11 protein-coding genes are annotated in these 14,093 nt (G+C 71.4%); 8 read left to right on the forward strand and 3 right to left on the reverse strand.

The window, feature by feature from the left end; all coding sequences use genetic code 11:
• Nucleotides 1-10: 10 nt before the first annotated feature.
• The 3 genes from ACZ562_RS19515 to ACZ562_RS19525 all read left to right on the forward strand — a co-directional run bounded on the left by ACZ562_RS19515 (nucleotide 11) and on the right by ACZ562_RS19525 (nucleotide 4,335).
• Nucleotides 11-2,368: a thioester reductase domain-containing protein gene (locus ACZ562_RS19515; protein WP_471180414.1), complete on the forward strand. Its 2,358-nt coding sequence runs from the start codon at nucleotides 11-13 to the stop codon at nucleotides 2,366-2,368.
• Nucleotides 2,365-3,501, forward strand: coding sequence for an alpha/beta hydrolase (locus ACZ562_RS19520; protein ID WP_471180417.1), 1,137 nt, complete (start codon nucleotides 2,365-2,367; stop codon nucleotides 3,499-3,501). Before ACZ562_RS19515 ends, ACZ562_RS19520 begins: the two co-directional genes overlap by 4 nt.
• 63 nt (nucleotides 3,502-3,564) lie before the next feature.
• On the forward strand, nucleotides 3,565-4,335 hold the full coding sequence (locus ACZ562_RS19525; protein WP_471180419.1) for an alpha/beta fold hydrolase: 771 nt from the start codon (nucleotides 3,565-3,567) through the stop codon (nucleotides 4,333-4,335).
• A gap of 14 nt (nucleotides 4,336-4,349) precedes the next feature.
• Here ACZ562_RS19525 and ACZ562_RS19530 read toward each other — a convergent pair whose 3' ends face one another.
• Both ACZ562_RS19530 and ACZ562_RS19535 read right to left on the reverse strand, forming a co-directional pair.
• Complete coding sequence (locus ACZ562_RS19530; protein ID WP_471180422.1) at nucleotides 4,350-4,883, reverse strand: DoxX family protein; 534 nt, start codon at nucleotides 4,881-4,883, stop codon at nucleotides 4,350-4,352.
• Nucleotides 4,884-4,993: 110 nt separating this feature from the next.
• On the reverse strand, nucleotides 4,994-5,686 hold the full coding sequence (locus ACZ562_RS19535; RefSeq protein WP_471180424.1) for a GAF and ANTAR domain-containing protein: 693 nt from the start codon (nucleotides 5,684-5,686) through the stop codon (nucleotides 4,994-4,996).
• Between the two features lie 345 nt (nucleotides 5,687-6,031).
• Between ACZ562_RS19535 and ACZ562_RS19540 the strand changes: the two genes are divergently transcribed.
• The 5 genes from ACZ562_RS19540 to ACZ562_RS19560 all read left to right on the forward strand — a co-directional run bounded on the left by ACZ562_RS19540 (nucleotide 6,032) and on the right by ACZ562_RS19560 (nucleotide 13,635).
• On the forward strand, nucleotides 6,032-7,978 hold the full coding sequence (locus tag ACZ562_RS19540) for a DUF1996 domain-containing protein (protein WP_471180973.1): 1,947 nt from the start codon (nucleotides 6,032-6,034) through the stop codon (nucleotides 7,976-7,978).
• A gap of 387 nt (nucleotides 7,979-8,365) precedes the next feature.
• Nucleotides 8,366-9,643 carry a hypothetical protein gene (locus ACZ562_RS19545; protein ID WP_471180427.1) on the forward strand — a complete coding sequence of 426 codons (1,278 nt, stop codon included), beginning with the start codon at nucleotides 8,366-8,368 and terminating at the stop codon, nucleotides 9,641-9,643.
• Nucleotides 9,644-10,136: 493 nt separating this feature from the next.
• On the forward strand, nucleotides 10,137-11,333 hold the full coding sequence (locus tag ACZ562_RS19550) for a serine hydrolase domain-containing protein (protein ID WP_471180430.1): 1,197 nt from the start codon (nucleotides 10,137-10,139) through the stop codon (nucleotides 11,331-11,333).
• A gap of 108 nt (nucleotides 11,334-11,441) precedes the next feature.
• Nucleotides 11,442-13,133 (forward strand): tetratricopeptide repeat protein, encoded by a 1,692-nt coding sequence (locus ACZ562_RS19555; protein ID WP_471180433.1) that lies wholly within the window; start codon nucleotides 11,442-11,444, stop codon nucleotides 13,131-13,133.
• Nucleotides 13,134-13,182: 49 nt separating this feature from the next.
• Entirely contained in the window at nucleotides 13,183-13,635 is a 453-nt protein-coding gene (locus ACZ562_RS19560; RefSeq protein ID WP_471180436.1) for a flavodoxin family protein, read from the forward strand.
• Nucleotides 13,636-13,715: 80 nt separating this feature from the next.
• Here the strand turns inward: ACZ562_RS19560 and ACZ562_RS19565 are convergent, their stop codons facing one another.
• On the reverse strand, nucleotides 13,716-14,090 hold the full coding sequence (locus ACZ562_RS19565; protein WP_471180438.1) for a CU044_2847 family protein: 375 nt from the start codon (nucleotides 14,088-14,090) through the stop codon (nucleotides 13,716-13,718).
• Nucleotides 14,091-14,093: the final 3 nt, after the last annotated feature.

The following is a 14,093-nucleotide window of genomic DNA, read 5'->3' on the forward strand; positions in this document are numbered from 1 at the left end:
AAGGGCTCTCATGCGTGAGGTGAACGAGGACGCGTCGGCGTACGCCGGACAGCGGGCCACCGCCGAGGCGATCGAGAGGGGCGGCGGCGGGCTCGGCGTGAGCGAGCTGCTGGCCAAGGCCATGACGGGCTCCGGCACGGAGGCCGGCGTCCGACCGGCCGGCGCCGGTGCACGAGCCGACGTGCGGACGCAGGACGTCGACGGCCTGGCGGCCGTCATCGCCGCCATGGCCGCTCGCCATCTGCCCGACGGGCACCTGTCGCCGGACACGGACTTCTTCGACGCCGGAGGCAGCTCCGTGAACGCCGTGGAGCTCGCCGCGGCACTGGAGGACGAGCTGGGCATGGAGATCGACCTCGACGAGGTGTTCGCCGACGCCCGTCCCCGCAGCCTCGCCCGGCGCTGGCTGCATGCCACCGGGGGACCGGCGGTCCCTTCACCGGCGGTCACGACAACGGCCCATGCAACGGCAACCGACGGCGTCCCCGCCCCACTCGCGCTTCCGCACACCGCCGGCGCCGCCCCTCACACCACGGCGCGCCGCGAGGACCTCGACCAGATCCTTGCCGACCTGGCTCTCGCCGACCGCCTGCCCTTCACCGGCTCGCCCGAGCCGCTGCCGCCGCGCCGGATCCTGCTCACCGGGGCGACCGGATTCCTCGGCAGCCACATGCTCCTCGACCTGCTGCGGCACAGCGACGCCCACGTGTACTGCCTGGTCCGCGCGTCCGACGAGGCGGCGGCCGTGCGGCGCCTGGGCGAGGCCCTCAAGAGCTACGAACTGCCCTGGTCGTCGGAGGTCCGCCGGCGTATCACCGCGCTGCCGGGCGACATCCGCCGCCCGCACCTCGGCCTGTCCGACGACCTGTGGCACACGCTCGCCCACGAACTGGACAGCGTCGTGGGCGTGGCGGCGGCCGTGGACTTCCTGCGCGGCTACCACTCGCTGCGTTCCGGTAACGTCCTCGGCGCGCTGACCCTGGCCGAGCTGGCGGCGACGGGCCGCCCGAAGCCGCTGCACCACATCTCCTCCATCGCCGTCTTCAACGAGGTCGGCATCACGTCCATGGGCGAGGACGACCCGCTCGCCCACGTCGACCGCCTCATCGCGGGCTACGACCAGACCAAGTGGACCGCCGAAGTCGCTCTGCGGCGGGCCCGCGACCACGGCCTCGTGGTCACCGCCCTGCGCCCGGGCGGCATCGGCGGCCACACCCGGACCGGCGCCCACAACCCCCAGGACCTCAGCAGCGGACTGATCTCGGCCTTCGGCCGCTTCCGCACCGTACCGGCCTTCCGCTACCTCAACGCCGCCCCCGTGGACTGGGTGAGCCGTACCGCGGTCGGCGTCGTCTGCGAACCCGACGCCTGGGGCTTCGACTACAACCTGACCGGCGTGCCCAACACCCTCGACGACGTCGTCCGGGACATGGCGCTCGGCGGCATGCACGTCCGCGTACAGGACTGGGACGAGTGGCGCACCGACGCCCTGGCCCGCCTGGAAGCCGACCCGGTGCCCGAACTGATCTTCCTGGCCCGGGTGTTGCAGAGTCCCACCGCCCTCAGGCTGTGCGAGGCCACCCTCAAGGGCCCGGCCGCAGCCATGGACCGCACCGCCGCGCTGACCGAGGCGCTCGGGCTCGCACCCGCGGCACGCTACGACGCGCGGGCACAGCTCAGGACGTTCGAGAAACTCGCCCACGGCGGACTGGGCCGCCTCCCGCACAAGGACGACCAGCCCTACCTGTGGTTCTCCGAGACCACCGACGGCAGCGTGCGCCCCATCGGCACCACAGCCGCCGCCACCCCCTGTTCGACGGAGCTCACCCTCTCCGTCGCGAGCATGCACCAGCTCGTGACGGAGCGCCGGGTGGACGCGCGCGGCCGGCTCAGGTGCCCGGCCGTGCACGCCGGCCCGCTGACCGTGGAACGCGGCGACGTGTGGATCCGCCCCGAGGAGGGCATTCCGCAGCAGCACGGCCTGCGCCACCAACTCCTGCGCTATCGCCTGCAGTTGCGCGACGCGGATGGCGGCCGCTGGTGGCTGGAGGGCCGCAAGTACGCCCGCGCCCGCCGCGACGTGTGGCGGCAGACCCGTGCCCTGAGCATCGAGATCGGCCGCGAGGGCGAGGCGGCCACCCTGGCGGGCGAGGTCGTCGTCCCGGCGGACTCCTACGTCCGTGACCAGATCGACGGCATCAAGGTCGACCCGCGCCTGACCAGCCAGGAGAAGCGGGCCGCCAAACTGACCTGGCTCGCCTGGTTCGGCCTCGAGATGGGCCGCGGTCTGCTTCGCCCCTTCGCCCGCGCCGCCGCCGACCTGCTCGACCTGCGCCGCACCCAGACCCCCACGGAGCGCAACCGATGATCTTCAAGGCGACGAACCGCAGGCCCCGGCCTGCCCTGCGCCGGGTACGGACCACCACGCCCCTGCGCCCGCTGCGCCACCGCCTCGGCCCGGCGGCCGTCGAGGACATCCCCTTCCGCGCGGGCGACGGCGTCCGCCTCGGCCTGACCCGCATCGACAGCGGCGAACCGGACCGGCCCGCGGTCCTGCTCCTGCACGGCCACACGGCGTCCTCCGACATGTTCCTGCTGCCCGAGACCCGCAACCTCGTCGACGTCCTGCTCGACGACGGCTACGAGCCCTGGCTGCTGGACTGGCGCGGCAGCTGCCGGCTCCCGTACAACGAGACCGGCCAGACGTACACCTACGACGACGTCGCCCTGTACGACATCCCCGAAGCCGTCTCCCGCATCCGCGCCCGCATCGGCGACCGGCCCCTGTTCGCCGTCGCCCACTGCATCGGCTCGCTCACCCTGTCGCTGAGCATGACGGCCGGGCTGGTGCCGGGCCTGGCCGGAGTCGTGTCGCAGGGCGTGTTCCTCACGCCGAAACTCGCCGGCCGCACCTCGCTGCGGATGTCCCTGGCCGGAGAACTGCTGAAGTCCCGCATCGACCACATCCCGGTCGACTTCCGCAAGGCCGGCCTGTGGTCGAAGTACACCCCCCTGTTCGCCCTGGCCTCCCGCAAGGCGAGCTGCCCGGACCCCACCTGCCAGATCCTGCACAACTCGGCGTGGGGCACGGGCGCCTCGCTCTTCGTGCACGAGCACCTGAGCGAAACCACCCACAGCCGCCTGGCCGAGCTCCTCGGTCCGGCCCCGCTGTGGATCCTGCCGCACCTGCGCCGCATCGAGCTGGCCCGCAGCGTGGTGCGCTGGCACGACACCGACCTGCGCTACCGCGCCCTCCCGCCGAACGCCCTGGACGCGGCGGCCCGCATCGACGCCCCCGTCCTCCTGCTGTCGGGCAGCGAGAACGGCCTGTGGCAGGACTCCCAGAAACTCTGCCACGAGGTCCTCGCCCGCCGGCAGCCGCAGCTGGACGTGACCTACGCCGAGATCCCCGGTTACGGCCACCTCGACACGTTCCTCGGCCGGGGCGCCGCCCTCGACGTGTTCGGGCACATCCTGGATTTCCTCGGCGGACGACGGTGACGGCAGCCCACGCGGCCGACTAACGTACTCGACAGTAACCGGACCGCACGCAGGAGGCGACACATGCCGCAGCAGCTCGAAGTCGACGGCGCAGCACTGACGTACGACGACGAGGGCCCGCGCGACGGCGCCGGCGTACCCCTGGTGTTCGTCCACGGCTGGACGGCGAACCGGCACCGCTGGGATCACCAGATGGCGCACTTCGCGGAGCAGCGGCGGGTGATCCGGCTCGATCTGCGCGGGCACGGCGAGAGCAGCGGGGCGGGGGTGCGGACGATAGCGGAGCTGGCGGGTGACGTCCTCGCCCTCCTCGACCACCTGAAGATCGAACGGTTCGTCCTCGTCGGCCACTCGATGGGCGGAATGATCTCGCAGACCATAGCCCTGGCCCACCCCGAGCGGGTCGAGCGCATGGTGCTGGTGAACTCGATCGGACGCATGGCCTACAGCCGGGGCAGGGGCCTGATGATGGCGGCGTCGACGCTCGTCCCGTTCAAGCTGTTCGTCGCCGCCAACATCCAGCGGGCCTTCGCACCGGGCTACCCGCGCGAGGAGATCCGCGAGTATGTCCGCGCCTCGGCGGACACGCCGAGGGAGGTCGTCATGACGCTCTACGGCGCCATGCGGGCCTTCGACGTCCTCGACCGGGTCGGCGAGATCCGCGTGCCCACCCTCCTGGTGCACGGCTACCACGACATCCAGCTGCCCGTCGCCCAGATGCTGCGGATGGCGAAGGCCTATCCCGACGCGGTCGTGCGCATCCTCGACGCCGGTCACGAACTCCCGGTGGAGAAGCCGGCCGAGCTGACCGAGGCGCTCGACCGGTTCGTGTGAACCGAACGCCGGGGTCAGACCGGCAGCCTGGCCCTGAGCCCGCCGGCCGCGGCGGCCGGGCGTGCCGTGGCGCGCACGGTGCGGCGGATCAGACGGGCGTCGTGCCGCAGATCCCGCGCGGCATGGCGGCCGCGCCACACCAGCGACGGGTGACCGGCCGTGTCGTCGGCCGCGATCAGCAGGCCACCGAGCATGGACAGGTTCTTCAGGAAGTGGATGCGCTGCCGGGCGCGGTCGGACGGATCCTCCGCCTCCCAGAAGCGGTGACCCGCCAAGGTGGTGGGCACGAGCGTGGCCGCGACGGCCAGAGCGGCCGACCGGGGCATGCGGCCGAGCCCCAGCAGGACGCCCGCCGCCACCTGCACGGCACCGTTGAGCCGTACGGCCTGCTCGGTACGGTCCGGAAGGACATCGACACGCTCGGTCACCGGACGGACCACCGGCTCGGCGACCGGGGCCACCTCTTCGGGGTCAAGAAGGGAGTTCAGGCCGCCGGCGACGAACATCGAGGCGAGCATGGGGCGGCCGGCCACGCGCAAGAGACTCATGGCTCTCTCCAATGGTGTGTGCATGCGGCCCTCACCGAGTGCCCGCCCGGGCAGAGCCCATTCGCCGCGGGAAGGCCTTTGAGCTCGCCGCTGCGGGACGGCCCTGGACGTCACTGCCGCGGGCTGCCGGTCTCACAGACCCGCCGTGCGACCTCGCGCAGCTTGGTGTTCGTCGCCTGGGAGTGTTTGCGCAGGATGTCGAACGCCTGCTCCTCGCTGATGTGGTGGCGGCCCATGAGGATGCCCATCGCCTCCCCGATCGTGTGCCGCGTGGCGACCGCTTCCTTCATCTGGGCAGCGGACCGAGCGCTCGACAAGGCGACCGCGGCATGGGAGGCCAGCAGCCATCCGGCGGTCTCACTGGCATCGGTGAAGGCGCCTGGCCTGCGCGAGTACAGATTCAGGGCGCCCAGCTCCTCCTCCTCGGTGTAGAGCAGGAACCCCATCATGCTGCCCACCCCGAGTTCACGGGCCTGCGGGACGAAGGCCGGCCAGCGCTCGGCGTCCTGGGTGAAGTCGCGGATACGGAAGACCCGCTCGCTGCGGTCGGGCCGCGCTGCGTCGAAGCAGGGTCCCTCCCGCAACCGCTCCTGCAGATTGTCGCTGTCGATCACGAGTTTTTCACTGGGAGCGAGCGACTTCACCTCGCCGCCGCGGATGACGAGGATCCCGGCCGCGTCACAGCCCTCCACCAGCTCCACCGCAGAGCCGGTGATCCGCTCCAGCGTGTCACCGACGGTCTCCTGCGCCAGAAGATCCCGCGCCATGGAAGCCATCTCCTGTGCGAACGTTCGCCAGTCCACCAGGTCCTCCTCACACAGCCCCACATCCACCCTGGCACAGGCCACGCGGGCAGGAGCGGCGGGACACGGGTCGGTGCACGGGTTCGGTGCACGGGTTCGGTGCACGGGCCGGCTCCGGGTTGCGGCCTGGGGAGCGGAGCCGGCCGTGGCCTGCTGAGTCAGGGGCTCCGTACGAGGTTCCTGTGAATTTCCGAGTCGGTTGAACACCGCGTCCCGCGGCTCCGTATAGGGCGGGGGTATTGCATGCCCTCGCCGACCGAGACGCGCAGGAGTACTTCCGTGGGACGCAACAAGCGCAAACGCCCAACAGGCGCACGACGAGCGACCTTTGCAGCAGTGGCACTGATGCTGGGTGGCGGTGGCCTGGTGGCGGTGAACGTGTACGCCTCGGCCACCGAGGACGGTTCGGGGCCAGTGTCTCCGGTCTCGGGAACGGCCACGATCGACTGCCCTGACGTCGGCGCGCAGTTGACCGACGTTCCGGACGAGGCGCGGGAGGAGGTCGACAAGGAACTCGCGCTTCTGGACGGGCAGATCGCCGAGGCCTACCAGCGGTTGCAGGACCCGGCGGAGTCCGGCAACCAGGACAGCGGCGCCACCGACAGCGAGATCATGGAGCCGCTGAAGGAGGACCGGGCCGCGACGATCGAGCGCATCGCCGCCGCCATCGGCCGAGTGGGGGAGCGCCCGCAGGGACTTGACGCCCTGGCGGCCTGCACGCTGCGCGAGTCGGCCGGGCAGTCCGGCGGCGGCGACGGCGGTCAGGACGGCCAGCAGGGGCAGGAGGAGCAGCAAGGGGACGGCCAGGACCAGCAGCAAGGGGACGGCCAGAACCAGGGTGGTCAGCAGCAGGGCAACGGCCCCGTCGCCGCCGACTACGTGGACATCACCACCGTCCAGCCCAACGCGCAGGCCCCGGACCCACAGGGGGACGCATCGACGGGCACCTTCACCACCCGTTGCGGAGTGAACGCGAACGGCCTGTTCAACTCCGACAACGTCATCGTCGCCCCGGGCGTGTCCAACGGCGCCCACCACTTCCACGACTACGTCGGAAACCAGGCCAACGACGCCTTCGCGAGCGACGAGGACCTGGCGAACGGTGAGACGAGCTGCGAGGACCAGGGCGACAAGTCCACCTACTACTGGCCCGTGTTGCGGCTGCAGAACGGCACCCAGGAGCAGGACGCCAACTCCCCGGGCGGCGGCATCGAGGGCAACGCGGGTGAGATCGTCACGCCCAAGGACGTCACCCTGACGTTCGTGGGCAACCCGCGCAGCGAGGTCACGGCCATGCCGCGGCTCCTGCGCATCATCACCGGCGACGCCAAGGCGTTCGTCAACGGCACGGCCAACGCCAACGCCTCATGGAGCTGCACCGGGTTCGAGGACCGGCAGCTGAAGGACAAGTACCCGCTGTGCCCGCAGGGCAGCGACGTGGTCCGCAGCTTCAGGTTCCAGAGCTGCTGGGACGGACGCAACATCGACAGCGCCAACCACCGCACCCACGTGGCGTTCGCCCAGGCCGACGGCAGCTGCCCGGCGGGCTTCCAGGCCATTCCGCAGCTGGCGCAGCGCATCGTCTACGACGTCGACGCGCCGAGCCTCCAGGACGGCGGCCGGACGACCCCGCTGTTCGCGGTGGACTCCTTCCCCGAGCAGCTGCACAAGCCCGTCACCGACCACGGCGACTTCATCAACGTCTTCGACGAGGACCTGATGCAGGAGATGGTCGGCTGCATCAACGAGGGCCGTGACTGTGGAGCCGGCGCAGCGGAGGAACCGGGCGGCTCGGACGACGACCCGCAGGAGCAGCCGGGCGACGACCCGCAGCAGCAGCCGACCGAGGACCCGCAGGACGAGCCGACGTCGGCACCCGAGGCCCCGGGCGACGGGCAGGACGACGAGGCGGACAACGGCGGCGCAGGGAACGACCAGTCCACTCAGGCCCCGGCCGACAACCCGGGCGCTGGCCAGTCGGACGACGACTCGTCCACCGGCTCCGGCGGTGACGAGCCCAAGGTCTACTCGACGTCGTCGCCCACGCAGCGCGCCGAGGAGCCCAAGTCGGACGACGGCTCGGAGGAGATCGGCGACAGCTACACCACCAGCACCGACACCCCGTCGACCGGCGACGACACGCAGAACGCCGCCGCACCCCAGGGCGAAGGGCAGGTGCCCCAGGGCGGGCTGGCCGAGACAGGAGCGAATCTGTGGCCTGCGGCAGCCGGAGCGGTGCTGCTGATCTGCGGATTCGTGCTGCTGCGACGTACCAGGCGCAGCGGTATGTAGGACGGATCCCCAAAGACGGCCGGCGGCAGGCCCCGCGGCAGGGTCTGCCGCCGTTGTTGTGTGGATTCACGCGAACGGCCCGCGCATCAGGACGTGGCTGCCGTGGTGCGGTGTGCTGGAACCATCGCCGCCAAGGGAGTCGCCTCGTGTACGAGATGTGCGTAGGTCCGCAGACAGGAAGCACCGAGCTGGTGTGGCACGTGGTGGCCCGGCAGGGGGCCGGCAGCCTCTGCGGAATCGAGCTGTCCCCACCGGAATCCGGCCCGGCCGACACGAACCGTCACTGTCTCTCGTGCATGGCCCGCTTCCAGCAGCTCCTGGAGGCCGGACGCGATGCCTAGGCCCAGTCGTCGAATTCCCGCCCGCCCCGCGACAGGACCAGGCGCCATGCATGTCGTTCCCCGCCGCACCCCCCTCACCCGAGCCGTTGGGGCGGCGTGCGGGCTGTCCGCGTTGCTCGCCGCCTCCGTGACGGGCGTCTGTGGTGCCGCTGCCGCCGAGCCGCCCTCCGACGGCGCCGTCGTCACGCTTACGACCGCCAGGGTCGGCGCGCCCGGCAATCCGTCGGTGGGCGTCGTCCCGTTCACGGACGCCCTGTACCGCTCGTGCGACGACGCCCCGTCGCCCGACGAGTGTCTGATGGTCGGCGGCGTGCGCCATCCGTACGAGATCGGGCGGCTCGAAGTCACCGTCGCGCAGTGGGTGGCGTTCCTGAACACGGCCGATCCGGAGGGACGCAATCGCCTGAGTCTCTACGACGAGACCGAGAGCTCGTCGGCGTGGCCGAGGTTCGGCCAGATCAACTTCTCGCCGAGTGCCGGCCGGGGAGGGCACTACTCGGTGGCCTTTCCGGAGTGGGCGGACAAGCCGTACGGCTTCGCGAACTTCCTGCGGGCAGCCCGCTTCGTCAATTCGCTGTACAACGGTCGGCTGATCTCCGAGCGGGCCGGCAGTGACGGCGGCTTCGACTACGTCACGTATCAGGTCAGGCTGTCGCCGCGGACCGAGCGCGGGATGTACGACCTGGCCCGGCCGAACACGACCCGAACCGCCCGCGCGGGCTTCGTCCTGCCGAGCCAGGACGAGTGGATCAAGGCGGCCTACTACGACCCGCGCGGCGGGGGCACCTACTCCTACTGGAAGTACCCCACCAACCCGGGAGTCTTCGGCGACGGAGACGCGACCGCACCCAGCCCCACCGTCCTCAATCCGGCCACAGGAGATGTCACCAACGCGGCGACCCAGCCACTGGCCTCGTACCACGCGACCGGACAGCCGGCACCGAGCTGGTGCCCGGGACGACTGACGCCCGTCGCCTGCACCACCGTCAACCCGTTCGGATTCGACCCCCTCACGTATGCCGAGGCCTACCAGGGCAGCCTCAGCACGGTCGGCGGGGCGCGGACCGCCTCGCCGTGGGGCACTCTCGACCAGGGCGGCAACGCGGTCGAGTGGACCGACACGATCACGCCTCCCCCCGCCGGACAGAGCTCCCTGCGGGTGTGGCGGCGGCTCCACGGCGGAATCTCCAACGCGCCTGCCTACCAGATGTGGCCCTCTGCCGTCGGGCTGCAGCCGCAGGACAACGTGTTCTACAACCACACCTATCCGTGGCTGGGCATCCGGATCGGGGTGATCGGCGATCTGAAGCCCGGCAGGTCCTGATCCGGCCCGGCCGGTGTCCCGCCCGACGGAACGGGACACCGGTCCGCGCCCTGGTTGCCCGGCACGCCGGCGCCGTCGGCCCGCACGGCCGCACGACGCGAGTGCCTCGATGCGGGCGGGAGCACGCGGCCACCTCCTCAAGGGCTCGGCCCCGCCGAGATCGAAAGGGCGGTACGAGCCGTCACGAACGGCGAGGTGATCCTCGGCCCCGCCGTCGCCTCCCGAGCCGTCGCCCATCTGACGCGCCCGTCTGACGCGCCCGCGGTCCGCGGGCACCCCGCGCGCCGCCCTGCCCGAACCGACCGCGCGGGAGCGCGAAGTCCTCGACCCGGTGGCCAGGGGCCGGCCGGGCAGCGCCCTGATCGAGGAGCGTCTCGTCCTCGCCCGCGTACGGGACGCGGTCGGCTGGGCCGTTTGCAGTAACAGGGAGCGCGGGTGGCAACCGCGGCCGGTGAGGCTTGAGCTGCACAGCCGCCTACCTTCGGGAGCCTCGATGTCTCTGCGCTCTGCCCGGCCCTTGCGGGCCGTCCTACGACCGCGTCTCGGGACGGTGTTCGTCACAGCGGCCGCTTCCCTGGCCGTGCTCGTCCCGGCCACCGCGGGCACCGCCGCCGCTTCCGGACCGGGGGACGACCGTACGCTGCAGCGTCAGATCGACCGGTTCGTGAGCGAGCCGGGCGGTCCGCCCGGCATCATCGCCGTGCTGCGCGACGGCTGGCAGACCCGCGTTCTGCGGGCCGGTGTCGCCGATCTCGCGACGGGCCGTCCGCCCCATGTGAAGGACCACATGCGGATCGCGAGCGTGGCCAAGGCCTTCAGCGGGGCGGTGGCACTGACCCTGGTCGACCGCGGAGCCCTGCATCTGGACGACACACTGAGCGAGCGCCTGCCACGTCTCCCGGACGCGTGGGGCCCGGTGACGCTGCGGCAGCTGCTGAACCACACCAGCGGCCTGCCGGACTACACGCAGGACCCCGAGTTCCTCGCGGTGTTCGCGGCCGACCCGCGCCACCACTTCGACTCCCGCCGCCTGCTCGACTACGTGGCCGACGAACCGCTGCGGTTCGCCCCGGGCGGCCGGTACGAATACTCGAACTCCGACAACATCGCCGTCGCCCTGATGGCGGAAGCGGTCACCCGTACCCCGTACGAAGAACTCCTGCGCAGACTGGTCTACAGGCCGCTGGAGATGCGCGACACCAGCCTCCCGCAGGGCTACCGCATCCCCGAGCCCTACCTCCACGGGTACGACGTGAGCGACCCCGCCTCCCCGCAGGACATCAGCGAGGCCGTCAGCGCCTCCGGCGTGTGGGCATCCGGCGGCATCATCTCCACACCGGCCGACCTGACCCGCTTCATCCGCGGCTATGCGAAAGGCGCGCTCTACGGCAGGGCCGTCGTGCGGGAGCAGCGCCGGTGGATCGCGGGTGCGTCCGAGCCCGCCGGCCCGGGACGCAACACCGCGGGACTGGCCATCTTCCGCTACGAGACACGCTGCGGCGTCGTGCTGGGCCACACCGGCAACTTCCCGGGCTACACGCAGCTGGCGGCGGCGACACCGGACGGCAGCCGCTCACTGACCTTCTCCGTCACCAGCCAGATCAACCGGGCCTCCGACCCCGCCCGGCTGGAGCGGCTGCGCGCCATCCAGGAGAACTTCGTCTGCGCGCTGCTGCGCGACAGGCGGTGAGCCCGCCGGGTGCCCGGAGCGGCGAGAGTGCGTGCGTGGCGTCGCGGGGCAGGCGGGAATTCGACGACAGGGACTAGGCTGGGGGGTGCCGCGCAGTCAGGGAGTTGCATGGACTACTACGACCTCGGCACCCACCGCCGCCCCGTGTCCACATCCTCCCCGGACGCCCAGCTGTGGTTCGACCGGGGACTGGCGTGGACGTACGCCTTCAACCACGAGGAAGCCGTCTCCTGCTTCGAGGCCGCCGCCGCGGCCGATCCCGGCTGTGCCATGGCGTACTGGGGCATCGCCTATGCCCTCGGACCCAACTACAACAAACCGTGGGATTTCTTCGACGAGCAGGATCTCGCACGGACCGTCGAGCGCACCCACGCGGCCGTGGAGCTCGCACACGTGAAGGCGGGCGCCGCCGCCACCCCCGTCGAACGGGCCCTGGTCGGCGCCCTGCGCGCCCGCTACCCGCGGCAGGAGGCCGTCGAGGACTGTTCGGTGTGGAACGCGCCGTACGCCGAGAGCATGCGCGCCGTCTACGAACTCGCCTCCGACGATCTCGACATCGCCACGCTGTACGCCGACGCGCTGATGAACCTCACGCCCTGGCAGCTGTGGGACCTGCGGACCGGCGAGCCGGCCGAAGGCGCCCGCACCCTTGAGGCCAAGGCCGTCCTCGACCGCGCGCTCGCCACCGATGCCGGGAGGTGGCACCCCGGCATCGTGCACATGTACATCCACCTGATGGAGATGTCCCCGACCCCGGAGGCGGCGCTGCCCGTCGCCGACCGGCTGCGCGGCCTGGTGCCCGACGCGGGCCATCTGCAGCACGTGCCCTCTCACCTGGAGGTTCTGTGCGGCGACTACCGGCGCGTGGTGTCGGACAACAGCGCCGCCATCGTCGCCGACGAGAAGTTCCACGCGCGGGCCGGGGCGATGAACTTCTACACCCTCTACCGGTCGCACAACTACCACTTCAGGATCTACGGGGCGATGTTCCTCGGGCAGTACCGGACCGCCCTGGAGACCGCGGCGCAGCTGGAGGCGTCCATCCCTGAGGAGCTGCTGCGCGTGCCGAGCCCGCCCATGGCGGACTGGCTGGAGAGCTTCCTCGCCATGCGGGTACACGTCCTGATCCGTTTCGGCCGCTGGGACGACATCCTGCGCCTGCCCCTGCCCGCCGACCCGGAGCTCTACAGCATGAGCACCGCCATGCTGCACTACGCCCGCGGCGTCGCCTTCTCCGCGACCGGCCGGATCACCGAGGCCGAGGGCGAGCGCAGGCTGTTCCAGGAGGCCGTCGCCCGGGTTCCTCGGACGCGCATGCTGTTCAACAACACCTGCGCCGACATCCTCGCGATCGCGTCGGCGATGCTCGACGGCGAACTCGAGTACCGCAAGGGCAACGACGACGCCGCCTTCGCCGCGCTCGAGCGGTCCATCGAACTGGACGACAACCTCCCCTACGACGAGCCGTGGGGATGGATGCAGCCCACCCGCCACGCATACGGAGCCCTGCTGCTGGAACGGGGGCGGGTCGCGGAGGCCGAGGCGGTCTACCGCGCCGACCTGGGGCTCGACGGCACGCTGCCGCGCGCGTTGCAGCACCCGGGCAACGTGTGGTCCCTGCACGGGCTGCACGAGTGTCTCGTCCGGCTCGGCAAGGCGGGGGAGGCACAGATCGTGGCCCAGCAGCTGAAGCTCGCCGCCGCGACGGCGGACGTACCGATCCAGGCGTCCTGCTTCTGCCGCCTCGAAGCCGTCCCGGGCGCCACCGGCGCGGGCGACTGCTGCGCCACCGAACGCTGATCCCGGCCCCTCTTGCGGGCCACAGCGATGGCACGGCAGGGTTCGTGATGTGGCCACTTTGCTGATCGTGCATCACACGCCGTCGCCCAACTGCCAGGCGATGTTCGAAGCCGTCGTCTCCGGTGCGACGGCCCCGGAGATCGAGGACGTCCGGGTGGTGCGGCGCGCCGCCCTGTCCGCCACCGCGTCGGACGTACTGGCCGCGGACGGATACCTGCTCGGCACGCCGGCGAACCTCGGCTACATGTCCGGTGCCCTCAAGCACTTCTTCGACCAGGTGTACTACCCCTGCCTGGACACGACGCGCGGCCGGCCGTTCGGCCTCTACGTGCACGGTGGGAGCGATGTCACCGGTGCCCTGCGCGGAATCGAGTCGATCACGACGGGCCTCGGCTGGCGCCGCACGGCCGATCCGGTGACGGTGACCGGCGAGCCGGGCAAGGCCGACCTCGAGGCGTGCTGGGAGCTCGGGGCGACGGTCGCGGCCGGACTGATGGACTGACGGCACCTCCCCGGGCGTCGGGTCACGCCGAGCAGCCGCTGCGGCTGTGCCCGAGCGCCGGGGATGCGGCCGCCTGTGGCTCACGTGGGATTCGGGGCCGTGGTGTCCTCATCCTTGCGCCAGGTCATGGTGACCTTGAGGTCCGCCCCCGTGTCCGCGGACACCAGGAAGCCGACCAACTGCCCTGTCTTGGCACGGATGTTCATCCCGAACTCCACCGTGGCCTCGTCGGGCGCCACTGCCCGCAGTACGGTCAGTGTCGCCTCGGCCACTCCGCGCAGCGAGGCCATGGCCTGGTCGAAGCTGCCCTCCGTGGCTGCGATGTCCCGTGCCGCGCCGCCACCGGCCGCCTGCACTTCCACGACGCCACCGCCCGGCAGCCGGACTTCCACGGTGCGGGCGCGTCGGTCGGGCCGGCTCTCGTTGAACGATTCGGTCTCGCTGTCATTCCGCATGGG

Source organism: Streptomyces sp. NPDC040410, assembly GCF_055595715.1.

Excerpts from the sequence above, each read along its gene's own strand:
- ACZ562_RS19515 (WP_471180414.1), top strand. The coding sequence starts at position 11 with ATGCGTGAGGTGAACGAGGACGCGTCGGCGTACGCCGGACAGCGGGCC.
- ACZ562_RS19520 (WP_471180417.1), top strand. The coding sequence starts at position 2,365 with ATGATCTTCAAGGCGACGAACCGCAGGCCCCGGCCTGCCCTGCGCCGG.
- ACZ562_RS19525 (WP_471180419.1), top strand. The coding sequence starts at position 3,565 with ATGCCGCAGCAGCTCGAAGTCGACGGCGCAGCACTGACGTACGACGAC.
- ACZ562_RS19530 (WP_471180422.1), bottom strand. The coding sequence starts at position 4,883 with ATGAGTCTCTTGCGCGTGGCCGGCCGCCCCATGCTCGCCTCGATGTTC.
- ACZ562_RS19540 (WP_471180973.1), top strand. The coding sequence starts at position 6,032 with ATGCTGGGTGGCGGTGGCCTGGTGGCGGTGAACGTGTACGCCTCGGCC.
- ACZ562_RS19545 (WP_471180427.1), top strand. The coding sequence starts at position 8,366 with ATGCATGTCGTTCCCCGCCGCACCCCCCTCACCCGAGCCGTTGGGGCG.
- ACZ562_RS19550 (WP_471180430.1), top strand. The coding sequence starts at position 10,137 with ATGTCTCTGCGCTCTGCCCGGCCCTTGCGGGCCGTCCTACGACCGCGT.
- ACZ562_RS19555 (WP_471180433.1), top strand. The coding sequence starts at position 11,442 with ATGGACTACTACGACCTCGGCACCCACCGCCGCCCCGTGTCCACATCC.
- ACZ562_RS19565 (WP_471180438.1), bottom strand. The coding sequence starts at position 14,090 with ATGCGGAATGACAGCGAGACCGAATCGTTCAACGAGAGCCGGCCCGAC.